The 26,824-nt window shown below is 56.7% G+C and carries 23 protein-coding genes and 1 tRNA gene; 18 read left to right on the top strand and 6 right to left on the bottom strand.

Annotated features, from left to right (window positions below; genetic code table 11):
- Positions 1-108: 108 nt before the first annotated feature.
- On the top strand, positions 109-1,281 hold the full coding sequence (locus CHH27_RS02500) for a GNAT family N-acetyltransferase (protein ID WP_094070178.1): 1,173 nt from the start codon (positions 109-111) through the stop codon (positions 1,279-1,281).
- A gap of 3 nt (positions 1,282-1,284) precedes the next feature.
- Here CHH27_RS02500 and CHH27_RS02495 read toward each other — a convergent pair whose 3' ends face one another.
- Positions 1,285-3,675, bottom strand: coding sequence for an exopolysaccharide transport family protein (locus CHH27_RS02495; protein WP_094070177.1), 2,391 nt, complete (start codon positions 3,673-3,675; stop codon positions 1,285-1,287).
- Positions 3,676-3,872: 197 nt separating this feature from the next.
- On the opposite strand from CHH27_RS02495, the gene CHH27_RS02490 reads away from it, so the two are divergent.
- The 12 genes from CHH27_RS02490 (at position 3,873) to CHH27_RS02435 (ending at position 14,954) form a co-directional block, all read left to right on the top strand.
- A complete protein-coding gene (locus CHH27_RS02490; protein ID WP_094070176.1) occupies positions 3,873-4,430 on the top strand; it encodes a polysaccharide biosynthesis/export family protein in 558 nt (185 codons plus the stop codon).
- A 106-nt stretch (positions 4,431-4,536) separates the two neighbouring features.
- The gene (locus tag CHH27_RS02485; protein ID WP_247646180.1) at positions 4,537-5,766 is read left to right on the top strand and encodes a glycosyltransferase family 4 protein; all 1,230 of its coding nucleotides are present in this window, start codon (positions 4,537-4,539) and stop codon (positions 5,764-5,766) included.
- On the top strand, positions 5,766-7,370 hold the full coding sequence (locus CHH27_RS02480; protein ID WP_094070174.1) for an undecaprenyl-phosphate glucose phosphotransferase: 1,605 nt from the start codon (positions 5,766-5,768) through the stop codon (positions 7,368-7,370). The genes CHH27_RS02485 and CHH27_RS02480 overlap by 1 nt, the downstream gene beginning before the upstream one ends.
- Positions 7,367-8,635, top strand: a complete 1,269-nt coding sequence (locus tag CHH27_RS02475; RefSeq protein ID WP_094070173.1) for an O-antigen ligase — start codon at positions 7,367-7,369, stop codon at positions 8,633-8,635. The genes CHH27_RS02480 and CHH27_RS02475 overlap by 4 nt, the downstream gene beginning before the upstream one ends.
- An 80-nt stretch (positions 8,636-8,715) precedes the next feature.
- A tRNA-Pro gene (locus tag CHH27_RS02470) sits at positions 8,716-8,792 on the top strand.
- Positions 8,793-8,893: 101 nt separating this feature from the next.
- Positions 8,894-9,901 (top strand): site-specific integrase, encoded by a 1,008-nt coding sequence (locus CHH27_RS02465; protein ID WP_094070172.1) that lies wholly within the window; start codon positions 8,894-8,896, stop codon positions 9,899-9,901.
- 26 nt (positions 9,902-9,927) lie between these two features.
- Positions 9,928-10,200, top strand: coding sequence for a hypothetical protein (locus CHH27_RS02460; RefSeq protein WP_094070171.1), 273 nt, complete (start codon positions 9,928-9,930; stop codon positions 10,198-10,200).
- A 113-nt stretch (positions 10,201-10,313) separates the two neighbouring features.
- Positions 10,314-10,757, top strand: a complete 444-nt coding sequence (locus CHH27_RS02455) for a hypothetical protein (RefSeq protein ID WP_094070170.1) — start codon at positions 10,314-10,316, stop codon at positions 10,755-10,757.
- A gap of 2 nt (positions 10,758-10,759) precedes the next feature.
- On the top strand, positions 10,760-11,266 hold the full coding sequence (locus tag CHH27_RS02450; RefSeq protein WP_094070169.1) for a hypothetical protein: 507 nt from the start codon (positions 10,760-10,762) through the stop codon (positions 11,264-11,266).
- 160 nt (positions 11,267-11,426) lie between these two features.
- Positions 11,427-12,635, top strand: coding sequence for a helix-turn-helix domain-containing protein (locus CHH27_RS02445; protein ID WP_094070168.1), 1,209 nt, complete (start codon positions 11,427-11,429; stop codon positions 12,633-12,635).
- A gap of 371 nt (positions 12,636-13,006) precedes the next feature.
- Complete coding sequence (locus CHH27_RS02440) at positions 13,007-14,032, top strand: thymidylate synthase (protein ID WP_094070167.1); 1,026 nt, start codon at positions 13,007-13,009, stop codon at positions 14,030-14,032.
- A complete protein-coding gene (locus tag CHH27_RS02435) occupies positions 14,022-14,954 on the top strand; it encodes a hypothetical protein (protein WP_094070166.1) in 933 nt (310 codons plus the stop codon). The genes CHH27_RS02440 and CHH27_RS02435 overlap by 11 nt, the downstream gene beginning before the upstream one ends.
- Here CHH27_RS02435 and CHH27_RS02430 read toward each other — a convergent pair.
- A complete protein-coding gene (locus tag CHH27_RS02430; protein WP_094070165.1) occupies positions 14,951-16,042 on the bottom strand; it encodes an ImmA/IrrE family metallo-endopeptidase in 1,092 nt (363 codons plus the stop codon). The two genes, CHH27_RS02435 and CHH27_RS02430, sit on opposite strands and share 4 nt — an antisense overlap.
- Positions 16,043-17,157: 1,115 nt before the next feature.
- On the opposite strand from CHH27_RS02430, the gene CHH27_RS02420 reads away from it, so the two are divergent.
- Positions 17,158-18,507: an N-acetylmuramoyl-L-alanine amidase gene (locus CHH27_RS02420; protein ID WP_094070163.1), complete on the top strand. Its 1,350-nt coding sequence runs from the start codon at positions 17,158-17,160 to the stop codon at positions 18,505-18,507.
- Positions 18,508-18,863: 356 nt separating this feature from the next.
- Here CHH27_RS02420 and CHH27_RS02415 read toward each other — a convergent pair whose 3' ends face one another.
- The 4 genes from CHH27_RS02415 to CHH27_RS02400 form a co-directional block, all read right to left on the bottom strand.
- Positions 18,864-19,319: a hypothetical protein gene (locus CHH27_RS02415; RefSeq protein WP_094070162.1), complete on the bottom strand. Its 456-nt coding sequence runs from the start codon at positions 19,317-19,319 to the stop codon at positions 18,864-18,866.
- A 120-nt stretch (positions 19,320-19,439) separates the two neighbouring features.
- Entirely contained in the window at positions 19,440-20,534 is a 1,095-nt protein-coding gene (locus CHH27_RS02410) for a Xaa-Pro peptidase family protein (RefSeq protein WP_094070161.1), read from the bottom strand.
- A gap of 238 nt (positions 20,535-20,772) precedes the next feature.
- Positions 20,773-22,359 carry an ABC transporter substrate-binding protein gene (locus CHH27_RS02405; protein ID WP_094070160.1) on the bottom strand — a complete coding sequence of 529 codons (1,587 nt, stop codon included), beginning with the start codon at positions 22,357-22,359 and terminating at the stop codon, positions 20,773-20,775.
- A gap of 17 nt (positions 22,360-22,376) precedes the next feature.
- Entirely contained in the window at positions 22,377-23,039 is a 663-nt protein-coding gene (locus CHH27_RS02400) for a helix-turn-helix domain-containing protein (protein WP_094070159.1), read from the bottom strand.
- A gap of 220 nt (positions 23,040-23,259) precedes the next feature.
- Between CHH27_RS02400 and CHH27_RS02395 the strand changes: the two genes are divergently transcribed.
- The 4 genes from CHH27_RS02395 to CHH27_RS02380 are packed head-to-tail and all read left to right on the top strand — an operon-like array spanning position 23,260 to position 26,819.
- Positions 23,260-24,336 carry an ABC transporter permease gene (locus CHH27_RS02395; RefSeq protein WP_094070158.1) on the top strand — a complete coding sequence of 359 codons (1,077 nt, stop codon included), beginning with the start codon at positions 23,260-23,262 and terminating at the stop codon, positions 24,334-24,336.
- Positions 24,333-25,229: an ABC transporter permease gene (locus CHH27_RS02390; protein WP_094070157.1), complete on the top strand. Its 897-nt coding sequence runs from the start codon at positions 24,333-24,335 to the stop codon at positions 25,227-25,229. The genes CHH27_RS02395 and CHH27_RS02390 overlap by 4 nt, the downstream gene beginning before the upstream one ends.
- Positions 25,195-26,070: an ABC transporter ATP-binding protein gene (locus CHH27_RS02385; RefSeq protein WP_094070156.1), complete on the top strand. Its 876-nt coding sequence runs from the start codon at positions 25,195-25,197 to the stop codon at positions 26,068-26,070. Before CHH27_RS02390 ends, CHH27_RS02385 begins: the two co-directional genes overlap by 35 nt.
- On the top strand, positions 26,067-26,819 hold the full coding sequence (locus CHH27_RS02380; RefSeq protein WP_094070155.1) for an ABC transporter ATP-binding protein: 753 nt from the start codon (positions 26,067-26,069) through the stop codon (positions 26,817-26,819). The genes CHH27_RS02385 and CHH27_RS02380 overlap by 4 nt, the downstream gene beginning before the upstream one ends.
- Positions 26,820-26,824 lie beyond the last annotated feature (5 nt).

Raw genomic sequence — 26,824 nt, 5'->3', positions numbered from 1 at the left:
CGTTCTGCCAGCACGTCTTAAAGCCTGTCCTTGTTGTTCGCAAAAAATGGTTTACCCATCTCCAAGAAGACGTTTCACGCCCTGTCAACGCCGCTAGGAGAGCCATTCATGACACGTGCCGCGTCCGATATTGAATTGGCGATTTTCACGAGGCTTAGCGAAGCTGACGCCGACTGGCAACAACTAAAAGATGCAGGATTGGGAAATCCTTACCAGTCCCTTGACTGGCTCCGGGCCTGGACCGAAACGCTCGGCCGGCAGTTGAAGGTCGAACCGATCCTTGTCGCCGGGCGACGTCAGGACCAGACCCAGTTGATCCTTCCCCTCGGGCTGGAGCACACCGCCGGTATCAAGACCCTCACTTTTCTGGGGCACCAGCATGGCAACCAGAACACCGGAATCTGGGACAGGGCGTTTTACGACAGCGTCGACGCGTCAGGGATGCACTCGCTGCTGCGAAAGGTCTGCGCCAAGGTCGGCGCTGACTTGTTGAAGCTGGAAAACGTGCCAATGACCTGGCACGGGCGGACGCATCCCCTGGTGTTCGACGGAGCGGCGCCCAGCCCCAGCCCGATCTTCACACGCCGCCTCGGGGATGATTTCGATGCCCTGTTTCGCGACACCCACAGCAAGTCGTCGCGCAAGAACCTGCTGCGCAAGGAACGGCACCTGCAGGCTGCAGGAGACTTTCGGATCGAAAAAGCTGCGGAGCGTCAGGAAATCGAACGCTGTCTCGCGATCTTCCTGGAACAACGGGAGCTGCGCGCGCGAGAAAGCGGCGTCCCGAACGCATTTGCAACGCCAGCTGCCCGTTCGTTCCTGGCACGGCAACTCGGACTTGACGACGCTATGCCGGCCTCCCTGGATCTCTGGTATCTGGAGACGGGCGGTGCCATTCGTGCCACCTATCTTTGCGCGGAACAAGACGACACGATCTATGCGTACAGCAACAGCATCGCCCATGATGACATGTTGCCCAACAGCCCGGGCCTGGTTCTGATCAAGGAGATCATTGCCCGCGCCTGTGCCGATGACCAGCTTCAGGTCCTTGACCTAGGACTGGGTGAAGAGCGCTACAAGACCAGCTGGGCAGAACCTGTCCCCCTGGCAGACAGTTTGCTGGCCGTCACCGCAAAGGGGGCCTTGAAACAGAAGATCGTCGCAACGGCCCTGAAAGCCAAGACAATGATCCGGAATTCCGACATCCTCTGGCCCGCTGTGAAGCGCCTGCGCAAATGGAAAGCCGGTTTTTCAAAGACCGACGATCAGAAATCCAATTGACATTCAGGCGGCGTGGCCATCGTCGTTGCGCCGCGGGCCCGGGCCGTCATCGCCGGGAATGACAACCTCGACCTTGGCGCCCGTGTTATGCGCCAGAAGGTTTGCCGCGCTTTGCAATTCGTGACCGTGATCAGGCGCGCTCGCTGCGATCAGAACCCGATCCGCAAAGCTCAACATCCGTGCGCTGGCCAGGGACCCGTCAATGGCACCGAGATCAACGACCACCGTTTCGTAGGTTGACTTGATTGCCTCGAGCGCCAGCTTGAAACGGTCGGTGTCGACCATGTCGTCGGTAACCGCGACACGCCCGGCCTCGATGATATGAGCCTTCGACGCCGCATCACGATAAACAGCTTTCGCGAACGGCACATTTCCGGAAACGATATCGGAAAAGCCTTCAGCCGCCTTTGCGTTGGCCTGCTCTGGAAAGACTTCCATGATCAGCGCCGACCGGCCACCGATCGCGGCCCTGCGGACAAGGTCAAATGCCAGATCGTGCGACAGCGCGTCGTCGTCAACGCTCAGAACCACGACGCGGCCGCTGGCATCGATGTCGGCCGCATGCGTTGCCTGCAATTGGGTTTCGGAAGGCTGCGGCGCCGGACGCCGGACATCTTCAGCCGGCGCGTCATCCCCAGCGTGCGCGCTTCTCAGGTCGCCAACCCAGTCGGGAGACACGTCATGATCGTAACGGGACGTTCTTGGAGGCCTGCGCGTTGACCGCCGGCCTGTATTCGCCTCCTGCTCGAATTCTTCGTCATCGGCTTCGCGCTGCGCAGGTCTAGACCTGATCGGTTCAACAGGCTCATTGTCGGAGGAGGATTTCGGCGCCCCAGACCAGCCACCTGGTTCCATGCGGTAACTTGCAACGGTCTGCCCGTAGCCGCGCTGCCAGCCAAACCCGTCCTCCGGTTCCCGCTCGGCCCGCCGCGTGTCCGGCGCAGCGCCCTCCGGGACCACCGGCTCAGGCCGTGCCGCCGGAGCCTCGTTCATTCTATAGAGCGCGTTGCCGTTCAGAAACTCGCGCATCAGAACAAAGGCCATGCCGAGGATCAGCGTCACGAGCGCTGCAATGATGGTGCTTGCAATGATCTTCGGCGAATCCGGTTCAACCGGCACACTGGCCCGGGAGATGATCCGGGCATCGGCGGGCAGCACCTGCGCCCGCAATCTCGAATCGGCTTCCTGGAAACTGAGCAGCAGCTGATCGAGCTGGGCCGCCTTGGCGTTGGCTTCGCGTTCCAGTTCGGTCAGCCTCGCCTGATCGGCATTGGATTTGGCTGCCGCTGTCTTGAGCTCGTCCAGCTGAGCACCAAGAGCGCGCGCCCGCTGGTCGGCGACCTTGGCGTCGTTCTCCAGCCCCTGCAGGATTTTGCGTGCCTCTGCGCGGATCTGGCGATCATAGTCTCCCAGTTGCGACTGGAGCGCCTTCAGCTGCGGATGGCTCGGCAGCAGGGTGATCGACAGCTCGGCGATGTTGGACTGGATCTCGACCTGGCGCTCTCGCAGGCGCTGGATCAGGGTGGAATTCAACACGTCACTGGCCGTCTCGAGGGATCCGCCGGAGTTCAGCAATTCACGGATCAGGTCCGCCTTGGCCTGCGATTCGGCCTTGGCCGCCTGCGCCTCGGAGTAAGCCGAACTGGTTTCGGCAAGCTGCTGCTGATTGAGCGGAATATTGTCGGCCCCGATCAGGAGATCGGCCCGGGCACGGAAATCCGACACGGCCTTGCGCGCGGCCTGAACCTCCTTGCGCAATTCCGCGATCTGCGGCTGCAGCGCGGCAGAGGCCAGTTCGGTCGTTTCCCGTTTCGCGCTCGATTGCACGGCGAGATATTCGTCCACGATCGTGTTTGCGACCCTGGCCGCGAGAGCCGGGCTTTCAGCGGTGTAATCCACCGCGATCACGCGGGACCCTTCCAGACGGTATATGTCCAGGTTTTCGTAAAAGTGCTTGAGCACCCGCTCTTCTTCGCTGTTGCCCGCTGTCTGGCCGCGAAGACCAATGAGCGAGAACAGCGCATCGAGCGGATTGCCGCCGCCCCGGGCGTCAAATTCCGGTATTGCGGCCAGGTTGAGCTTGTTGGCAACACGGCGGGCGAGGTCCGCAGACATCAGAAGCTGCACCTGGCTGGCGACACCTTCGCTGTCGAGAAGGGCCCTCTCCTCTTCCTGCCCGCGTGACGCTCCCGGCAGATTGTCAGTGCTCTCGATGATCAGCCGCGCTTCGCCCTTGTATTTGGGAGCCACGAGTTGCAGGCCCATGAAGACCGCCACGGCGACAAACAGTGTCAGCGGCAACAGCCAGCCGAGAGAGCGCGCGATGGTGCGCAGAAGACCGGCCAGGTCCAGCGCCATATCGTCCTCAGAATGTGTCTGCCGCTCAGCGTTCATGCTCTTGAAACTCCAATCTCCCGGCAAACTTAGTCGAATTATGGTAAGCGATCAGTTAAGCTGGATTCAGACCCGTCCGGCGACTTGTTAATTAATGCATACGCAATTTTGACAGGTCCTCTTCGACACCTCAGAGCTCTTCACCCTCAATTAACCATAACACGCGATGCTGTCTCCGGATTGTAGGAGAGTCGTTGATGCGAATGAGAGCGCTTGTTGTTCTGGCGCTGTGCCTGGGCCTTGTTGCTTGCAGCGGGTACAGACAACCGCCGACAGCATTTCATGAAACGCTGACACAGCCCTATCGCTTGGATTCAAGCGACAGGCTGCGCATCATCGTGTTTGGTCAGGACGACCTGTCCAACACCTATGTTGTTGATCAGGCTGGCTATATTTCATTCCCACTGGTGGGGAGCGTTGCCGCGCGCGGCAAAACCCAGCAGGGTCTGGCAGCAGAAATTGCCACCAAGCTGCGCCAGGGCTACATCCGCGATCCGGACGTCTCCGTCGAAGTCGACACCTATCGCCCGATCTTTGTCATGGGCGAAGTGCAAAATGCAGGCCAGTACAACTATGTGGCCGGCATGACCGTCCAGAACGCCATTGCCACCGCCGGCGGTTTCAGCGCGCGGGCCCAGCAGGCGGATGTGGATATCACCCGTCAGATCAATGGCGAAATTCTAAACGGACGTGTGCCCATTTCGGACCCTGTCCGCCCCGGAGACACGATTTACGTCCGCGAGCGCTATTTTTAGGGCTCCGCGAAGTTAACCGTGGACTCACCTCCCTTTGTTAGGGTGCAGTTACAGGGCCCCACAGGTTCATCAAGAAGCCTGGGGGTGGTAACAGGGATACTGCACCATGACGACGACCCCCATGCGGATCGTTCATTGTGTTCGCTCGCCGATTGGCGGAATTTTCCGTCATATCCGCGACCTGGCAACTTGCCAGGCAGAAGCGGGACATGATGTCGGATTGATCTGCGACAGCAGCACGGGCAGCGCTTTTGACAACCAGCAGCTGGAAGAGCTCAAGCCGAAACTTGCGCTCGGCCTCGCGCGCTTCCCGATGCAGCGTCAGCTGACCATTCAGGATCTGTCCGCAACGCTGGCGCTATACAGGCACATCCGGGACTTGAAGGCGGACATTCTGCATGGGCACGGCGCCAAGGGTGGCGCCTATGTCCGGCTGATCGGCAGCTTCCTGAAGCTCCGCGGCCAGAAGGTCAAACGCGTCTACTGCCCGCATGGCGGCAGTCTCCACTATGATCCCAACCGGTTTGAAGGCCGCGTCTACCATACGCTCGAGCGTATTCTGGGCCGCCTGACCGATGGGCTGATTTTTGTCTCCGATTACGAAGCCGCCGCTTACGAGAGCAAGGTCGGACATCCGCGTGCTCAATCCCGGATTGTCTACAATGGCCTGAAGCAGGAGGAATTCGCCCCTGTCGACGTCGCCGACAACGCTGGAGACTTTCTCTATATCGGCATGCTGCGCGATCTGAAGGGACCAGATCTCTTCATCGAGGCGCTCTACAATATCCGTCTCAAGACCGGCGAAGCGCCCAGAGCACACATTGTGGGTGAAGGACCGGATGAAGACCGCTACAGGAACATGGTCAACAAGCTCGGCCTCGAGCGGACGGTCACCTTTCATGGCGCCCTGCCCGCCCGCGAGGCCTTCAAGCTGGCCCGAAACGTCGTCATTCCCTCGCGTGCGGAGGCGATGCCCTACATCATTCTGGAAGCAGTGGCAGCAGAGCGGCCGCTCGTCGCCACCCGCGTCGGCGGCATTCCGGAGATTTTCGGCAAGTTTGCTCACAGGCTGATCGAGCCCGGCCATATCGGCAAACTGACCACCGCGATGGAAACCGCACTGGCCGACCCGGACAGGATGACCAACCAGGCGAAAGAGCTGCGCGGCTGCCTTGCCGAGACCTTTTCCGTCGACCTCATGAACGACCGCGTCACCACGCTCTATCAGGAACTCCAGGGCCTCGTTCCGGCCGACAGTTCCACACCGGTGAGCGCTGACAGCGCGTCAACCGTATCGCGTGCCCAGACAGCCTACGCAAGGTCGAGCAACCGTTAATGAACACACCCGCATTCAAACCCTCGGACCCGGTTGATCCGAAGCCTTTTTCGGAAGGTTCTCCCCTGGGGCACAGGTTGGAAAAACATTTCCGGCACACCGTTCACGGTGCAGCCGGCCAAACCAATATTGAAATGCTGTCGGCGGCGAATTCCAGCCTGTCGACGGATGCCATCGAAATTGCACAGGGTCTTGGCGGCAAGGGTGTTTCGGTTCCCGTTGTTACGGGCATCCTGCGTCTGACAGACGTCTGTTTGATCGTCGGAATGGCGTTCGCCGCCACCTTGACCGCGCCCGAAGCGGCCTGGTTCGGCCTGCCGAACCTCTATGCCACCGCGGTCGCCGTCCTGTTCGCACTTGCCTTCTTTCAGGCCGCGGATGTCTATCAGGTCCCGGTCATGCGCCAGGGCCTGTCTCAGCTTGGCCGGGTCGCCGCCGGCTGGACGCTGGTCTTTGCCATGTTCGCGCTGTTGCGCTCGACCACCGGTATTGGAGCCGGTCTTTCCGACACCTGGATTGGCGCCTGGTACGCGCTCAGCCTCACGGGGCTGTGCCTGTCGCGTCTCGTTGTCTTCCGGCTGGTCCGCCACTGGATGAATTCGGGCCGATTGGAACGGCGCGCCATCATTGTTGGCGGCGGCACCGCGGCCCAGGAGCTGATCCACGACCTGGAAGCCCAGGCTGACAACGACATCCGGATCTGCGGCATCTTCGACGACCGCTCCAATGACCGGTCGCCGCCAGTTGTCGCCGGATATCCGAAACTTGGCAACATCAGCGCCCTTGTCGAATTTGCCCGCCTCGCCCGCATCGACATGCTGATCGTCTGCATTCCGCTGCGCGCCGAGCAGCGCGTGCTGGAGCTTTTGAAGAAACTCTGGGTGCTGCCGGTCGACATCCGCCTGTCGGCGCATACCGACAAGGTGCGCTTCCGCAACCGCGGTGCCAGCTTCATCGGCACTGTGCCCTTTGTCGACGTCGTCGAAAAGCCGATTGCCGACTGGGACATGGTCGCCAAGCGGATCTTCGATCTTGTGTTCGCAACAGCTGCAATCATCACGCTCTTCCCGGTCATGATCGCAGCAGCGATTGCCGTCAAAATCGACAGCAAGGGGCCGATCCTGTTCAAACAGAAGCGCTACGGCTTCAATAACGAGATCATTGAGATCCTGAAGTTCCGGTCCATGTATACGGAGATGGCCGATCCCGACGCGAAAAAGGTAGTGACCAAGGGCGATCCGCGTGTCACGCGTGTCGGCCGGTTCATCCGCAAGACCTCGATCGACGAATTGCCCCAGCTGTTCAACGTGCTTGGCGGCAGCCTGTCCCTGGTTGGACCTCGGCCGCATGCGGTCAACGCTCACACCGACAACAAGACCTGGGACGACGTGGTCGACGGCTATTTCGCCCGCCACAAGGTCAAGCCGGGCGTGACCGGCTGGGCCCAGATCAATGGCTGGCGCGGTGAAGTCGACACGCCGGACAAGATCCAGAAACGCGTCGAATGCGATGTCTACTACATCGAGAACTGGTCGATCCTGTTTGATCTGCAGATCCTGTTCCTGACGCCCTTCCGGCTGCTCAACACGGAGAATGCCTATTGAGCATCGCGGCCGACCCATATGGCGGCGCGCCGATCGCGCGTTCGCCTGTCGGTCTTCCGGCCAAAAGCCTGGGCAATGGCGCGCTCTGGGTTGCCGCCTTTCTGTCCGGTTTCGTCATTGAGGAACCGGCGCCCTACGAACTCTACATGGTGCTGCTGACGGTTGTCTGGCTGGCCTGCGGCCTCAAGCTGCGCCGCGAATTCGGGCCGCTGATCATCTGCATGATGCTCTATGCGGCCGGCGGTGTTGCCTCCATTCCGCTCGCCGAGAAGATGGGCGACGCGATGATGTATATCGCCGTCACCGGGTTTCTGGCGATCACGGCGATCTTCTATGCCGCCATTATTGCAGAGAAACCCGAGCGCTGCCGCGTCATCCAGAACGGCTATACGATCAGTGCAGTCCTGGTCGCGTCCATCGGCATTGCCGGCTATTTCAATCTCTTTCCGGGCGCCGAGTATTTCACGCTCTATGACCGGGCGCGCGGCACGTTCCAGGATCCCAACGTGTTCGGTCCATTCCTGGTGTTACCAACCGCGCTGATCATCCAGAAGCTCCTGCGCGAGTCGGTGCTGCGCAATCTGCTTTTGCTTCTGCCGCTCGCAATCCTGCTGCTCGGCGTGTTCCTGAGCTTTTCGCGCGGTGCCTGGGGCGTGCTGGCCGCCGCCGTGCTGATGGTCTATCTGCTCGCGCTGATCACCGAACAGAACGGGCTGCGCCGGGCGCGGCTCGTGTTTCTCGGAGTGATGGGCCTGTTCGCCTTTTTCGGCCTGATCGCCGCGGCCCTGTCCATCGACACCGTGGCCGAGATGTTCCAGCAGCGCGCACGCCTCGTTCAGGAATATGATGGCGCCCGTCTCGGCCGGTTTGCCCGATACGCCCTCGGTTTCCAGCTGGTGATGGAACATCCGCTCGGCATTGGTCCGCTTGAGTTCAACAAGTATTTCCCGGAAGACGAACACAATGTCTACCTGAAGGGCTTCACCACTTACGGCTGGCTCGGCGGTATCGTCTACATCATCCTGGCGATCTGGACGGTTTGCGCCATGGTGCCGCTCCTGTTCAAGTCCCGCCCCTGGACAGCCTTCACGCAATGTGTCTTTGCCGTTTTTGTCTCCCACCTGCTCTTGTCGGTGATCATCGACACGGATCACTGGCGCAGCATGTACATGCTTTACGGCCTTGCCTGGGGGCTGATTGCAGCAGAGAAACTGGGCAAGGGCCGCTCTCGCCCTACTCTTCAACGCGCCTCGACCCAAAGCTGACAGAAGACTGGGAAAACCCGCCCCCGACCCGCAACAAGCCGCTTGCGCTCGATCAGCGAACAAGCTAGGTAGGGTCCGTTCGGGCAGTAGCGCAGCCTGGTAGCGCACTTCACTGGGGGTGAAGGGGTCGTCGGTTCAAATCCGGCCTGCCCGACCATTCTAGACAGTTGATTTAATTGTCTATTTTACTCTTCCTGCATCATAGAATTCCGATTGGACAAAGCTGCTTGGCACACTCTTGGCACAGCAGGTTCAATCATGGCTTCGATCAGAAAGCGCTCTGGCAAATATCACGTTCAGGTCAGGCGACAGGGTTTCCCAACGCAGACAAAGAGTTTTTCCCACCTGAAGGACGCAAAAGAATGGGCTCGGCAGAAGGAGCTTGAAGCGGACAGAGGCGAGTTGGAAAGCAGCAAAGCAGATCTCAAAAAGTACACTTTGGGTGACATCGTTACCCGCTATCTGGATGAGGTAGTCCCCCTCAAAAAGCAGTCAGTTGAGACCACTACGCTCAAAGCCTTCCTGAGGCACCCCATCTGCTCCAAACGTCTTGATTTGCTGACAACTGCTGATTTTGCGGCCTATCGCGACGAGCGACTGCAATCCATTGCTCCTATCAGTCTGAAACGACAACTGGCTCCCATCAGCCACGCCTTTGAAATCTCCAAAACAGAATGGGACATTCCGATCAGGGATAACCCGGTCGAAAAGCTGACATTGAAGGCACGGGACAATCGGCGGGAACGAAGGCTCAAGGAGGGGGAGCAGGAAAAGCTCATTGAAGCAGCCAGAACACGACAAAATCCGTTGATTGAAAAAGTCATCAAATTCGCAATTGAAACAGGTATGAGACGTGGTGAAATCCTTGGGTTGCGCTGGGATCAAGTGGACTTGAAACGACGCTCTGTGACTATCCTCGAGGCAAAGAACGGTTATTCACGGACCACTCCGCTGACACCGGGGGCTTTTGCACTTTTGCAAGCTATGAGGAGTGAGGCAGAAGACGAAAACCTGATGTCTAAACGCGTGTTTCCCCTGTCTCCCGTCGCCTTACGGATGGCTTGGCAGAGGATGCTGGCAAAGACAGATATCGAGGATCTTCACTTCCATGACCTCAGGCACGAAGCGATCAGCAGGTTCTTTGAGATGGGGTTGACCGTTCCTGAGGTGGCTTCGATTTCAGGGCATCGGGACATGAAGATGTTGATGCGCTACGCTCATGCGGACACGACTCGATTGGCGAAGAAGTTGGAAGCAGCAGAATGATGGACACTTAGAGGAGCAAGGGACGCATGACCGAACGAGAAACCGTACTAATCCACGGCGAAGAGATGGAAGTGGATAAAGAAGATGCGGCTGTATTGCATAAAATCCAGGCTTATAGCGCATATGGGGCTTGGCTTGGCATTGCAGTTTCGATTGCTGGTGGTTGGTATTTAGGTAGTATATTGACTGGGGTCGCCGGGGTCATAGGGTCCTTTATCTTGGCTGCATTAGTGCAATTAGCGGCAAAACAGTCATTCATGGCAAAAGAACTGCGCAGGCAGCAAGCAAGAGGCGATTAATCGGGTTTTATCTTAGAGCCTTAGTGTAACAGAGAGGGTAACTTCAATCAGATAAGTTTTACAATATACTATAAAGTAATTTTATCAATTCTAGCGCTTTTGGTGATTGTTTAATGATTGAATTATTTAAAGATATTTTTGAAAAAGAAGAATTCAGAGACATTATAATCTCTGGATCCTTTTTTATTAAATTCGTAACATTTTGGGATGTGGTTATTTGGTCTGCGGTTGTCGCAGTAACTCTTTATCTGACTATGGTGGTATGTATCTTTGCTTTGACGGTATTGGCAAATGATCTCAACCCGCATGTCACTCTTCAGTCTACCTTTCCAATTATGATAAAAGGGGGGCTCCTTTCCATCCTTTTCATGTTGGGAATCGTGTTTGGGCCGGTGTTGAGTGGATTCACCGCTTGGTACTCAATCGCATTTCACAAACGTTTTGAACAATGGCCGCCGTTCCTCGAGCATAGCTGGTTAACTGGCGGATTGGTGTCACTCTTTTTTACGGTCCTTTCGTTGATTATCATTGGTCTTCTAGACCGGGGGGGACGCTAGACATGGATCCTGTTTCGCTTAAAACGACCCAGTGGCTAACCGTTCAGGAGATCGCTGACCTCTGGTCCCCTCAACTTAGCATCCCGGCTTCGACTATCCTTCGTGAGCTTCGTTTTGCGCTCTACAAATTGGAGAAGGATTATCCGTACAATGAGCCGCTGAAGGAGCTGCCACCGGAAGAAGAGCTACCTTCCGTCCAAACGCTGATTGACCGGGATTTCATAGAACGGTTCAACGATAAGCAGATCTGGAAGTTGCCGGAATTCTGGTTTGCCAACCTGCCCACGGGGCCATCGTTTCCAGGCCGCCCCTCCATAATGAATGCAATAGTGCAAGAGTTGGAGCGAAGATACGAAAACGAAGAGATGCTCGATACGTTGGCTGCAGAATCGAGAGTATTGGAAGCCTGGGCTTCGGAAAACCACTCCGGCCAACAGACACCCAAAACTTCCTCAATCGAAAACGGTATTCGCACCGTCTATAGGCAGCTGAAACGCGGTCCAAAGTGACCCCATTATTTTTCCTGCGCTGCTGAATTTAATGCCTCTATTTCATGGTGTTCCAGATTCATACTTTCACTATATCCGGTGCCTTTGAGGGTTCTGGTGAAGCAGAGACCTAATTGGAACTGGAGATTTGATGGAACATACATAGAAAAGGGAACGTGGATTGAGTAAAATTTTTGAAAACTATACAGGAGATGTAACACTAGAGCTAAAGAAGCTTGCGGAGCGACCTAGGATTCTGGATCAACTGGAAGAAGTTGTTCAGGGGCAGGGGTTTGCTGGATCGGCGGACATACCAAAACTGGTCTACTTGGTGCTCCTGACAGGAGTGTTCGACAGGCCAAGTTCGCTGCTGATCAAGGGGCCTTCTGGGGCTGGAAAGTCATATAGTCTGAACATGGGACGGCAATTTGTTCCTGAGACCGCTTACGAGCAATTCGAAGGAATGACCGAAAAATCCCTGATCTACCACACTGACTTGGACCTCAGAAATAAGCACGTGATCATCGGCGAGGCTGCGGGATCGGCAGATGGAAATGGGAACGCATTTCTCAGACAGCTGCTATCGGAAGGCCAAATCCGGTATTCCACCACCCAGAGCACCAATGAAGGTCTGAAGGGTGTAACAATCGAAGTCGAAGGTCCAACTGGTCTGATCATGACCACCACTGCGGGCAGGATACACGCTGAAGATGAAAGCCGGATGATCTCGGTGAGCGTCACAGAGTCCCCTGACCAAATAAGGGCGGCACTATTGGCCCAGGCAGTTGGTTCCCAGGCACCGGTGGAGGAGATCAATCTCCAACCTTGGCACGATCTGTACGAAGTGTACCGGTCGGCTCCAAAGGAGGTGATAATCCCCTACGCTGGCAAGATTGCAGAGGCGTTACCCACGTCACATGACAGGATCAAGCGGGATTTCCCACAGGTTCTGAATTTGATAACGGCACACGCACTATTGCACTCTTGCAGCCGAGAGCGAACGGGGAACGGAGTATTGATCGCCACCCGGGATGACTACGATGTGGTCTATGGTCTGGTGAACGATGCTCTCTCAGAGGGTCTTGAGGTCACGGTCTCGGAACCGGTTCGGCAGGTGGTTGAGGCGGTCAAGGATTTGGCCCAAAAGCCAAGTACATCAATCACCGTCAGTCAGGCGGAGATAGTCCAGCATCTGGGGAGAGACCGGGCCGTAATTTCCCGGAATGTCGGTAGGGCAATCGAGCTCGGATACCTAACGGATGAGACCCCCGGTCAAGGTCGGACATCATCCTTGAGGCTTGGGGAGGTGGAACTTCCCAGCAACAAAGTGTTGCCATTGCCAGAAGAGCTCTTCGCAGAAGAGGCAACATCAGTCCCAGAAATGGTCTGATAACAGGAAACGGTTTCTCCCGGGGGATGTGCCTCGGGGGGAGCTAATTCAACATTGCTACACTGTTCCTTTTCCGATCAATGCCACAAGGCTCACATTTGAAATTGGTTGAATGGATAAGAACAGGTTCTCGCCAAATTGCACGCGACACACGCTTTTGGGTCCCTAGCTAACGCTCCAAAGTTATCTTCGTCGTTGAACTACCAGCAAGGCAGTAAGGTTGTAAAAGCGAAGCGCACTATTGCTACCTATGGTATATTGGTCACATAAACTGATTCACTGTTGTGCATAGAATTGGAACGGCCTCCGACAGCCTCCAAGGAAAGCAGTCATCAATAGAGCAGACCACACCTTCAATAAAAGTAAATATCATGATTTTTGAAGGAAGATACTTTGATGAAATACTCAGGAATTTATACCACGAACTAATTCAAAGCACAGATACGTTTAAAGCAAGTAAGGGTAGAGGCCAAGACTTACTAGCGCCCAAGGTGGTATTAAAAAATCCTAGATCTCGAATCAGCGCTACAGCGAACCGAGGGCGCTTGATCTCAGCGCTTGGGGAGTTTTGTTGGTACATGCGTGGCGCAGCCGACCTGGAATCCATTAGATTTTATCTCAGGGATTATCCACCCAAACATAAGACGGGATCTCTAGAGGAAGCCTATGGACCACGTTTGATTGGCACAGGCGAGTTTGCACATTCTGTAAATCAGATTTCCAGGGTTACAGAGCGTCTCAAACGGAAGCCAGACACCCGCCGTGCCGTAATTTCCATTATTGAAACCTCAGACTTGTCGGATGATCGGTCCGAAGCGCCTTGCACCGTTGCACTTCAATTCATTAGAAGACGTGGGCGTCTGCACGCCGTTTCGATGATGCGATCAAATGATGCGTTCTTAGGTTTCCCTCACGACGTGTTTAGCTTCACTTTTATTCAAGAATTAATCGCACGTTCCCTTGGCATTCAACTTGGTGAATACCACCATTTCGCCACCAGCTTACACCTCTACGAGAAAGATAGATCCAGTATTGATAGGTATTTGGCTGAGGGATATCAAAATCCTACATTTGAAATGCCCAAAATGCCGAGTGGCTGTCAAAATGAAAACTTGAAACGGTTTCTTGATGTGGAAGAAAAAATTCGAAATAAAGAAATTTCTCATCACAATCAAATAAAGCTTCCTGAATACTGGAAAGATTTATCACTGATAATACTTCGACATGCTGACTCTAAATTCAAAAGAGGTCTAACTCATTTAGATGAAAACTTTTCCCATATATCACAAAACTTCTACAGAGGCTTCTTTGTGAGGAAACCTGTGATGCTTCATCGAGAAACAAATGAAGATCTAAAACAAGACCGGTTAGATTTGGGCGATTTAGATGATGAATAGAATAAAAGACAAATCACTACATGAAAGACTATCCCTAGATATCGATAGCTTCGATAGAAATGTTACCAAACTACGCGCGGTAAATGACAAGAAGATAAAAGATGTCCTTGTTTTACAGCTTATTGACAGCATTAGACGACTCGAATACTTGCGCCTTATTTCTATAAGAGGCCGGTCTAGCGAGCTTTATACCCCGGGCTCCGGCAGTTTTGAACCATTTAGTGGCGCCGCAGCTTTTCAAAAAGCTGGTCGCATAGACGATGCCTATTGGCTCGTGTACCTCGCAACACACTTTGGCAAACACAAAGATGATGGGTGGAATTTAACTGAAGACTTCTATGGGCAGTTAGGACTGGGTGGTGTCTGGGATTGGGCGACGGCAAGCGAAGATCCTCAAGCTATTGGGAACTGGCTTGAACAAGTATATCCAGCAATTGTTCGAGAGGGACGCTCTAGACGCTTTGGCAATCATAGAAAATTTGAAACGCTCAAACCGGGACCGAAGGGGACAGGTCACGCGGTAGCAACATATATCAGATGGATTATGCAATATGGATCGCATGCCGCGCTGATTAGTCATGCACAAAGAACGGCCGGTCAAAACCCCGAAGAGGTGTTCGCCTTTCTGTACAAAGAGCTTGATAACGTCGCTAAACTCGGACGCCTCGGCAAGTTTGATTTGCTCTGCAACCTCAGCAATCTTCAAATTGCCCCAATATTCCCTGATCGCGGCTACATAGGCGAATCAACAGGACCGAAACTAGGCGCTAAACTGTTATTCGGCGAAAGAATAGATAACAAACGGCTCGAGTCCGAATGCAGCAAACTGGCCAAACACCTACGTGTAAGCCCTCAAGTTATTGAAGACGCTTTATGCAACTGGCAAAAGAGCAAGTCCCGCTACGAACTTTTTCGAGGTTAAGATTCCCAACGATAACGCCGTTTGAGATGCTGCATTTGACTGTACTTGATCCGCCCTTGATGCTGCAATTGACCAACAATCAACCCAGGAGCTATGCCTATTTTCTTTGAGAAATTCAAGATTGCCTTCTTCTCAGGCCTCAAAGACATCATTTCTTCTTGAAATTCTATCGGTACTATAGTGTTTGCAGCGAAAAGGTTAGCCTCTTTCTCTGATTCCTCTTCAGCACCATTTTCCCCCTCAAGGATTGGCATGCTCTCATAGTGCAGCAGCAAGTGTCCGACTTCATGGAAAAGGCTAAACCAAAACTGATCATCTGACAGATACCTGAAGCTGAGCTGAATGTGTGGTGAGCCGTTGGGTAAAACTCGAACTGCGCCGCTAGCTGAACACCCCTTGGGGGACCTAACGACTGCAAACTTAACTCCTGCGTCAGCGAGCAGTTCCTTTAGTCGCGGCAGGAACAGACCGGGACTTTTGAAACAGGTTAACCGGCGAAAGTGCGGAATTTGCGCACGGAGGGTTTTGGGCGACCAATCATTCACATGATCGTGCTGAGTCTCTATCTCTCCTCGCCTCAGCCAAGCAGTCGTCGCGATCCTACAAGACTTAAACGCATTGGACTTGCGAAATGAGGCATTTTGAAACGCATCATCATATCGCCCCTGCCATTGAGCTAACGTAGATACTCCAAAAAATGCCATGCAGTCCGATATCTGCTCTTCCTTTGAACGGCTATTCTGTATCCATCCAAATTTTTGCATGTCATCGACAGGGAGCTTATGGAGCAGCTCAGAAAGACTCGCAACGCTTACCTCTTCGGGTCTTGCGACACTTGCTCTATAATCATATTCCCGTGCCATCCAGAAATTCTCTGTTGCACCAAGGGTCCACGCTAAGTTGCGTGCGAGGTCCACATCAATTGTGCACGATCCATCAATAATCCCCTGCGCAACTTTGGCTGTTCGGCCAATATTCTTCGCGAACTGCTCGACGCTCATCTCACGTTCTTCGAGGATGCTAACGATAGTGTCGCCCGGCGGGGATACCCAATCTGGCTTCTCCAGCATTTCGTTATGCAACATCATTGATCCTCACCACCTTTATCCGCTCGACCGTGGCCCAATCAAAAACGCTCCCTGCCTCGACGTGTCCATAATTTGGAATCATCGAGATTGTAAGGATGTCCGGGACCAACAGCTGGCAGAAATTCCCGTCTACAGACACCTTGCCCAATGGCAACTCAAAGACATTTCCTGCTGCCAAAAGGTCAGAATGTCGCGCCTGTAAGCAACGAGCCCCCACATCGCCAAGATACCTTACAGCAGAAGTAGAGTTATAGCAAATTTCTTGAATTACTTCTGTATTGTATGAGATTATCAAATAAACCCCACCATTTATTTCACACCAAGCCACCGTTTGCGTATTTATTATTTACTTTTTGTTAATTTAAACTAGACCCTCAGTAATTGTAGGAACTGCATACTTTAAGTCTCGCGCTTGACCTTGAAAACAGGCAACACTATGTCGATTGCCCTTCTTAACTGTTCGCGTATAAGTTTATTGCGGCACATCACGCTCTACAAGCTGCATTTTCAGGAAGTCTGGGCTGGTTTGGACAAACTTCAACAACAAAAAAATATCTATGGGTCATATTCAATGTCCCCATACCCCGGGGTGGCAGCATCCCCCGCCCTTCCAAACATCAGACAATTCCCCGTCTGTACAAAACTCCTGATTTCAAGTGTGTGGCTACCCTGTACACACCAGAGCCTTTGGCACACTCCTGGCACACTGTGGGCACAGCTAGCACGATAAATTCGGGTCTTGCAGTAGCGAATGGAAGATCGTAGACTGCCATAAGCAGCTGAATTCATTCAGTCTTCTATGATAGCCGTAGGCGGTACAGCCTGGTAGCGCACTTCACTGGGGGTGAAGGGGTCGTCGGTTCAAATCCGGCCTGCCCGACCATTTTTCCGGACAAATCGCTCTTTCGAAAAGTCTTGCCGGCGATGCCTTGCAGGTCTCACACCGGACCTCAAGCTGCTCATGCTTCCCTATTCCGCTCCCCGTTCACGAAAGGCCGGAACCGGTTCCGACAGAACAGGCAGCAAGCCCTTCTTGACAATAATGCGGATTAGCGAATTTACCCCGCGCGCCTATAGTGACCCAGGGTCAACTTAACCAGCGTGACGAGGCTTTCATGCGGGCCACGATCAGGATCGACAATCGCTACCGTATCAACCGGAAGCGACTGAACAGAAAGCAGCATCACTTCGACGACCCTGTCTCCAGTGCGGAAGTGTTCCTTCTCGACATCGGTTCGGCCGAAGCGCGCCTCCCCTTTGCCGCGCTACGATCTTCTGACGCAATCGGCACGACCAATCGACAGGGACGCCTCAGGTTCACCCTGCCGAGTGTCAATGGCCTTTACCTGCTGCGCATCCGGCCCGAGCACTGGACAACCGATCCCGTCGGACCTGCGCTGACCCGCCCCTTCGCGCCGGGTGCCGGGCGGGTGTTCCGGCCGCTCGACATCAAGGTCAAGATCGATGGGAACCCGAAGAAACCGCACATCACGAGCGCAACAACGGCGTCAAACTCAAACGCAGACGGTCTGGCGTGGAAAGTTGCGCACAATGAAATCGATGTGGTGTTACAGCCCGTCTGGGTGACGGATTACAAGAAACGGCGTACCCGCAAGAACAACACGGACCTGATCGTCGTTCATCTCACCTCCGGATCCGATCCTTATGGGGCCGTACGGAAGATTTCGAAGAAGGCCGGTGCGCACTATCTGATCCTCAAGGACGACGGCCAAATCATCAAGTTCCTGAGCGACGATATCAAGGGCAATCACGCCGGTGGCGCGAGCCATTCAGGCGATCCCTACTGGGCAGGTGCAAGCAATATCAACAACCGCTCGATCGGCATCGAACTTGAAAATGTAAAGCCAAACGAGGCTGATGCCGATTTCACGGAGGAGCAATACAAGTCGCTCCTCTGGTTACTGGACAAGCTGGTCAAGAAATTCGGCATCGACCCAAGACGCGTCATCGGGCATTCGGACCTGGCCGTGGAAATGAAGATCAGGGACTTCGATCCCGGATTTCGTTTCGATTGGCCGCGCCTCGGACGAGCCGGGTTTGGACCACCAGGCCCAGGGCGTGGCTATCCGACTCTTGCCAGTTTCGCCTCTTCCGGTCCGAGGGCTCTTGCCGGGATCTATGGTGGCCTTTTCAAGGGGAACGGGTCAGACCCGGAACTGCGCATTGGTGACAATGATGCGCGCTCGATCTATGGCGGGCAGAAGCTGGAAAACATCACTGGCACTCCTATCCTGCAGATCCTGTCAGACCTGAACAAGATCGGCTACTGGGTCGGCCGAAATGGGCCACAGGGTGTTCTGACAGCGGACTCCATGCGGGCCATCGAGTATTTCAAGATCCACTTCTACGCCACCGAAATCACGCAGGCCCCCGCCGGTGGCCGTCACGGCAGGATCGACAGGGAAACCGCTCTGCGGATCCATGATGCCGCAGCCATGAGCTAACCACCCTTTCCCGGCCAATTTCCGGGAGGGGCGCCGAAGGACCGCCTGCGGAGGACAGTCGACACAATTTGGTCCTGCGTTTTCATTCGAACCAGGTCAGTGCGAAAGCCCATTCGCCTCACGGGTTTCCAGCTGCTCACGATCTTCAACCGGCCACAAGGCGCAGGCGGCACGGTCAGACACAGCTGGTTTGCAGTGAAGCGGGTCTCGTTTCAAGACACCCAACCTGTGCTACCGCCCGGCCAGACCTGGACGACAGCACTGCACCACCCCAACTTGCCCCCGGGCATCACGGTTCAGCAAGTCGGTCACCAAACGCAACGAAATGACCCCACTCCTCCGCTTTCTAGCCAGCCTTATGTCCGTCGCCGCAGGCGCGCCAGGTTTTTCTGCCATTCCAGTTCGTTGAGGTAAGGCGTCGGGATCATGCATCCATGCCAGACCTGCATGCGCTTGTAGTAGGCCACATCAATCGACGGGACAGTCTTGAACTGCGCAACCTCATCGGCACGGTAAGTATGGCTTGTACCGAATTCGGTGAAAATCTGCAGGCTCCGGCGGCTCAGTCCTTCGACCTTCTTGTTCCAGACCTTGAATTCCATCTCCGGGAATTCTTCGTCGGTGTAGCGGCAAGCGATTTTCACGGGCACGAGCTCGTTGCGCACCAGTTCGCGGATGTAATACGGACGCTGTGCCTGGCTGATCCAACCGGATTCGCCGGGTTTGGCGGCAGGGGGTGGCGTCGACGAGCTTGTTTGACACCCGGCCAGCAGCGCAAGCAGCAAGACCGTCAACACGGCGCGAATTGTCATCGTCCCAGACCCCGGCAACTCTTCACAAATGAAATCATGATTGGCACTTTAGTCAGTGTCATTATTGCCTAAAGTGCCGTCTGGCAATGACTTTCTCGATAGCCAAAACTTGGAACTGACTTAACGCAGCACCGCTGCCCGCGGCATGTCCGAGAGAATTTCCGGCCCGTCTTCGTGCAGGATCACAATGTCTTCCAGGCGCAGGCCAAACTTGCCGGGAAGATAGATGCCTGGCTCGATGGAATAGACCATGCCTTCGTCCAGCACCGTTTCGGAGGTCGCCGTCAGATAAGGCGGTTCGTGAATGTCGATGCCCATGCCATGGCCGGTCCGGTGGGAAAAGCGGTCGCCGTACCCGGCTTCCGCGATCACATCGCGCGCGGCCTTGTCGATCTCCTTGGCAGCGACACCCGGTCTGGATGCCGCAAGCGCCGCCTGGACGGCACGTTCGACAATGCCATGGATTTCCAGGAACTCCTCTGTCGGTTCGCCAAAGAAGCCAACCCGCGTCATGTCGGACGGGTAGCCGTCCAGTCGGCCGCCCGCGTCGATCAGAACCGCGTCCCCCACCTTCAGCCGGGTGTCACCGGTGTGGTGATGGGGAAAGGCGCCATTGCCACCGAAACAGACGCTGGTGAAGACCGGAACAGCGCCAGCCTTTTTGTAAACGTCGCGGATCACGGTTGCGACCTCCAGCTCGGTGATGCCGTCTTTCAAGGCATCGAAACCGGCTTGAATGGCCCGGTCGTTGAGAACGGCACTTGCCTTTAAGAGCCGGTATTCCGCGTCATCCTTGCGGGCTCGCAGGAAGCCGACCGTATCCTCGGTAAACCGCCGGGAAGCTCCCGGCAACGCGTCGAGCAACAGAAGCGCAAAATCGGTGCGCATCGTCTCGTCGAGCACAACGTTCGGTGCCTGTGGCAGCCCTGATGCCTGAAGAAGGCTCTGAAGTGCCGCCGCCGGACCATCATCGTCGGCCCAGGGGAAGAACGGCAGGGCGGTGTTCTGGCGACTGCTGTCGACATTGAGCGCCGGCATCAGGAAACCGGCATGGGACTTCGACACGAGCAGCATCACTGGACGCTCGTCGCCATGCGGATCCACCCCGCTCATATAATACATGTGGCTGGAGGGGCCGAGCGCGACGAGATCCGTTCCGGTCTCGGTCATGCGCTGGCGAAGCGCGGCCAGGCGCTGGTCATGAAGGGCAGACATCAATGGGCTCCATGGGAGATGCGCCTCAGCGCAAGGACAGTTCGATTGGTCGCATCGCGCTCAAGACGCACCGTGCGATGATCCGGAACCGGGAAGCTCTCTCAGACTGCGGTGATGGGTCACCTTCAGAACATCCCGGTCCCGGTGCGCGCTTCGATTGGCCTGGAGGAAGGACACGAAGAAGCTGCGCCGTGAAGAGGCCGCCCCGCGGGCGGGACGGCCTGCGGCCTATAGACCCTCAGTTCTTGCTGACAAGGCGGTAGTAGACAAAGTCGGAGGTGGCGCCGTTGACGTAACCCTCGACCTTCTTGTCCATCGCCACCTGATAGGCCGCCTGGAACATGATCACGATCGGCGACTTGGCCTGCACGCGCTTCTGCAGTTCGACATACATGGCATTGCGCTTGTCCGGATCGCTTTCGGCAAGCGCTGCCTTGGTCATGTCATTCATTTCCTCCGGCACGGCCCAGGCGTTCCGCCAGGTGGTGGTGGCCTGGTAGTTGTCGTCGGAATTGTCGCTGTTATAGGCGAAGGCCTTGGCGTTGGAGTGCGGGTCCATGAAGTCGGGGCCCCAGTAGAGCAGCATGGCTTCGTGGCTGCGTTCCCGATACTTCGTGATCACCTGCGAGCCGGTGCCGGGGATGATGTCGAAGTTGATCCCGGCCTCGGCAAAACTCGCCTGCAGCGACTGTGCCATGTCGGTGAACGGCGCGGCGTTGATGACATCCAGCGTCACGGTGACCGGTGTTTCCACGCCCGCATCCGCCAGGATCTGCTTGGCCTTTTCCGGGTCGTAGCTATAGGGCGTTTCGTCATAGGAGCCCGGGAAACCCTTGGGCCAGAACGCCTGGTGCACATCCATCTGGCCTTTCAGGAAACTGTCGGTCATGCCCTCGTAATTGACAAGATAACGCGCTGCATCCCAGACAGCCTCCGGCTGGAGGGGCGCCTGCTTCTGGTTGAAGGACAGGAAGTGCACGGCGGCCTGGGGGAAGGTTTCCACCTTGATCGCGTCACCGTCCATGCCGGCAATCTGGTCAGGTGTCAGGTTGCGCGCCAGGTCGATGTCACCGGACTGGAGCAGAAGCTGCTGGGTTGCCGCTTCGGCCACATGACGGATGATGACACCGTCTACCTTCGGAGCGCCCTTGAAATAGTCGCCAAAGGACTTGAACCGGACCAGTTCGCCCGGGCGGTAGGACTGCAGCTCGAACGGACCGGAGCCCGCCGAATTGGCGTTCAGCCAGGCATTGCCCATGTCACCATCGGTCTCGTTGACCATCACGGTCTTTTCGTCGACGATGGACGCCGGGCGGGAGGCCAGGACATTGAGCGCGAAGGCCGGCGAGAAATCGCCTTCATATTTGACGGTCACCGTGTTGCCGTCGGCGGTCACCATGTCTTCGACATTGTCCGGCGTCCAGCCGAGCTGCGCCAGAATGAAGGCCGGGGTCAGGTTGAGCTTGATCACCCGGGCAAAGGAAAAAACAACATCTTCGGCACGCACCGGATTGCCGGAATGGAAGGTCGCCCCGTCGCGCAGCGTGAAAGTGATTGTCTTGGCATCCGCATCGGCCTGCCACGCGCTGGCAAGGCCCGGCGCCAGGACGGTCGGGTCCTCGGCGTCATATTGCACCAACCGGTCATAGACGTTGGTCACCAGTTCACCGGACGAAAATTCATAGGCCTGGGCCGGGTCAATGGCGACGATGTCGTCAATGTTCTGCGCCACCACGAGCAGGTTGTCCGGGGTCGCGGCGATCGCCTGCGGCGCCAACGGCAGCGCCAGAGCGGCTGCCAGAAGCGCGGTCCTCAAGAGCTTCATGTCTTCGTCTCCATCTGTCAGAGGTTGGTTTTTTTGGTGTTGTTCTGATCGTCGTACTTGTCCGGTGACACCAGCTCGATGCGGCTGGTCTTGTCGTCGCCGGCATTCAGGATGGTCAGGGTTCCGGTCCACAGGATCTTTGCCGGGGTCTCGTTCGGGTTGGACCAGGCATGGGGGGTGTTGCCGCGGTAATGCAGGCTGTCGCCCGCCTTCATCACCATCGCTTCGCCGTCCAGGAACTGGGTGATGGAGCCCTCCAGGATGTAGATCAGCTCCTCGCCTTCATGGCTCACGGTTTCCGAGGCGTAGCCGGGTGGCACGGTCAACAGAAAGGACGAGAGCTCGCTGCCCGGAAACTCGGTGGCCAGGCGCTCATAACTGACCGTGGAGCCTGAAATGGAAAAACGCGGCCGGGTCTCGGACCTTGTCAGGGCATCCTGCGCACGCGGCTGAGCCACGAAATAGTCCAGTCCGACACCCAGTGCCCTGGCAATGCCGGCGAGAGACCCGAGGGTCGGCGTCGCATGGTCGCGCTCGACCTGGCTGAGATAACCAACAGACAGAGCCGAAGCGTCGCCGAGCTGCTGCAAGGTCAGACCGAGCTGCTTGCGGCGGGCACGGATCAGAGAACCGACCCGGGTTTCCGCTTGACTGACCGGGCGTGCCGTCGAGCTATTCAAAGATTTTTACTCCCATCAAAATTTTTTTGATGAAAGCAGATTTTTTTGTATGCTCCAAGAACTTTTTAGATGGCTTTTGCAATTCGAGCCTGACTCGCTTGATGAAAAAGCGTCTAAGTTCAATGGACTAGACTCTTCTTCTTCAAAGTTGAGTCATGTGGGCGGGGACACGCAGTGACACGTTCAGTCAGACAGGAAGTTGATTTCGTACGGGGGCGCCATGTCCTTTGAACCCGTCGAAAGCGCCGCGGAAGCCAGAGGCGATCAACTGAGCGACCGGGTATTCGGCAACCTTGCCGCCCTCGCCCGTTTTCTGCTTGTCACGCTCGGGACATTTCTTGGGCTTCTGGCCATCACCTTCTTCATTGGCCGGGTGGTACCCATTGACCCGGTCCTGGCCGTTGTCGGTGACCGCGCCTCCAACGAGGTCTATGAAGCCGCCCGCCAGGCCATGGGGCTTGACCGGCCGCTGGCCCTGCAATTCATCGGTTATGTCGGCGATATTTTTACCGGCAATCTCGGCATGTCGATCTCCACCGGCCGCCCGGTTGCCGAGGACCTTGCCCGCGTTTTCCCCGCGACCCTTGAAATGGCAACCATTGGCATCCTGATCGGGGTCTGTCTCGGTGTGCCGATGGGGGTCTTTGCCGCCACGCATCAAGGCACCTGGATCGACCAGCTGATCCGGGTTCTCGGGCTGTTGGGGTATTCCGTTCCCGCCTTCTGGCTTGGCCTGGTTGGCCTCGCTATCTTTTACGCGGGCCTTGGCTGGGTCGCCGGTCCGGGCCGTGTCGATATCTTCTATGAAGGCATCGTTGATCCGGTGACCGGGCTCTACCTGGTGGACAGCCTGCTTGCCCGGGCGCCGGAGATCTTCTGGAACGCGCTGGACCACCTTCTCCTGCCGGCCTCGATCCTCGGTTTTTTCAGCCTTGCCTATATTGCCCGCATGACCCGGTCCTTCATGCTCGACCAGCTGGCCCAGGAATATGTGACCACGGCGCGGGTGAAGGGGGTTCCAGAACGAAAGGTCATCTGGCGCCACGCCTTTTATCCGATCCGCATCCAGCTGATCACCGTGATCGGCCTGTCCTATGCGGCGCTGCTGGAGGGCTCGGTGATGATCGAAACGGTGTTTTCCTGGCCCGGCATCGGCAATTACCTGACCAATGCGCTTCTGACGGCGGACATGAACGCCGTGCTCGGGGCGACGCTGGTGATCGGTTCCGTCTTCATCCTGATCAACAAGATTTCCGACGTGCTTTACCGCATTCTCGATCCGAGGGCCCGCACATGATCGCCTGGCTTCTCGACGACAGCCCGACCTCCCGTCTTCAGGCAACGCTCGGCCGGACCTGGCGTGCCTTCACCGCACTGATGCGCAACCCGCTGGCCGTGGTCGGCGCGCTTATCCTGCTTGTGCTGGTCATCATGGCGGTGTTTGCACCGTGGATCGCGCCCTATTCGCCGGTTGGACAGGATCTTGCCAACCGGCTCATGCCTCCCTCTTCCACCCATCTGATGGGCACCGACGAGCTCGGACGGGACATTTTCTCCCGTGTCGTTTACGGCGCGCGGATCACGCTTTTGATCGTCACCCTGGTGGCCGTCATTGCCGCCCCACTCGGCCTGATCGTCGGCGCCGTCTCGGGTTACTTTGGCGGCTGGACCGACCGGATCCTGATGGGCATCACCGACATTTTCCTCTCCATGCCCAAGCTGATCCTGGCGCTCGCCTTTGTCGCCGCGCTCGGCCCCGGCATCGAAAACGCGATCATCGCCATCGCGATCACGGCCTGGCCGGTCTATGCGCGCATCGCCCGCGCCGAGACCCTCACCTTCCGGGATGCGGAGTTCATAGCCGCGGTCAGGCTTCAGGGCGCATCGTCGATGCGCGTGATCCTGCGCCACGTGCTGCCGCTCTGTGCCTCGTCTACCATTGTCCGGGTGACGCTCGACATGGCCGGTATCATCCTGACCGCCGCCGGTCTCGGCTTTCTCGGCCTCGGTGCTCAGCCGCCCCTGCCGGAATGGGGGGCGATGATCTCGCGCGGGCGAACCTTCATTCTCGATCAGTGGTGGGTTGCGACCATGCCGGGCTTTGCCATCATATTGGTTTCCCTCGGTTTCTGCTTCCTGGGTGACGGCTTGCGCGATGTGCTGGATCCGAAACAGGGAGACAAGTCATGAGCGCCCCCTTCTTGAGGTAGACGGCCTCACCGTCACCTTCCCGACCGCGCGGGGACCTGTCGACGTGGTCAAGGGTATTTCCTTCTCGCTTGGGCGCGAACGGCTCGGCATCGTCGGCGAATCCGGCTCCGGCAAGTCCATGACCGGCCGGTCGATCCTGCGGCTTATCCGCAAGCCCGGCAAGGTCCGGGCCAGACGGCTGCAATTTGACGGTCTCGACCTGCTGCACCAAAGCGAGAAGCAGATGCGTCACCTGCGTGGTGCCCGGATCTCCATGGTCATGCAGGACCCGAAATTCTCGTTGAACCCGGTCATGACCATCGGCGACCAGATCGCCGAAGCGCTGGTCACGCACAAGTACCTTCTGCGCCGCGATCTGAAATCCCGTGTTCTGGCGATGCTGGAGGCCGTGCGCATTCACGATCCGGAGCGGGTCGCCCAGCTCTATCCGCATGAAGTGTCGGGTGGCATGGGCCAGCGGGTGATGATTGCCATGATGCTGATCCCGGAACCGGACCTGCTGATCGCCGACGAACCGACCTCCGCGCTCGACGTCTCTGTTCAGGCGCAGGTGCTGGACATCATCGATGATCTCGTCACCGGCAAGGGCATGGGGCTGATCCTGATCAGCCATGACCTCAATCTGGTTGCGCGCTATTGCGACCGTATCCTGGTGATGAACAGCGGCGAAATCGTCGAGGAATGCGAAGCTGGTGCCCTGCACGAGGCCAGTCATCCCTATACACGCGGTCTTTTGGCCGCCATGCCGCGGATGAACGAAACGCGGACGGAGCTGCCCGTGCTTGACCGCAGCAGCTGGACCACAGGGGCCGGAACATGAACAACAGCGCCCTTTCCCTAAACAACCTTTCGGTCAGCTACGGCAGCACCCGCGTCGTGCATGAAGTGTCCTTTGACGTCGCCCAGGGCGAAAGCTTCGCGCTGGTCGGCGAGTCCGGTTCCGGCAAATCCACGATCCTGAAAGCGATTTCGGGGCTGGCGCCGGACTGGACGGGCAACTTGTCCGTCTTTGGTGCAGCACGCGGCCACGCGCCGGACATCGCCTTTGCCGAAACCTGCCAGATGGTGTTCCAGGACCCTTACGGCTCATTGCATCCCCGAAAAACGGTCGATAGCTGCCTCGCCGAGCCCCTCGCCATTCACGGCATCGGCGGGCGTGACAAGCGCGTCAAGGAAATGCTCGACGCCGTCGGCCTCGACCAGCGTTTCCGGTTTCGTTTTCCCCACCAGCTCTCCGGCGGTCAGCGGCAGCGCGTTGCCATTGCCAGAGCCCTGATGCTGGAACCGCGCCTTCTGCTGCTCGACGAACCGACGTCGGCGCTGGACGTTTCGGTTCAGGCCGAAATTCTCAATCTTCTGAAAAAGCTGCGCCGAGATCAGGGCCTCACCTATCTGCTGGTGACCCACAACCTGCCCGTCGTCTCTTTCCTCTGCGACCGCCTGGCAGTGATGCGCCACGGGCGGATCGTGGAGATTGCGGATGTCGAGAGCCTGAAAACCGGCAGGCTTGCCGATGCGTATTCTCAAGAACTTTTTGCCGCCAGCGGCGGTGCCCTTCAACCTGCCTGATCATC

It is taken from the genome of Labrenzia sp. VG12, from assembly GCF_002237595.1.
Classification (GTDB): domain Bacteria; phylum Pseudomonadota; class Alphaproteobacteria; order Rhizobiales; family Stappiaceae; genus Roseibium.
Note: the sequence above shows the minus strand (reverse complement) of the source record. Positions and strands in the feature narration are given on the sequence as shown.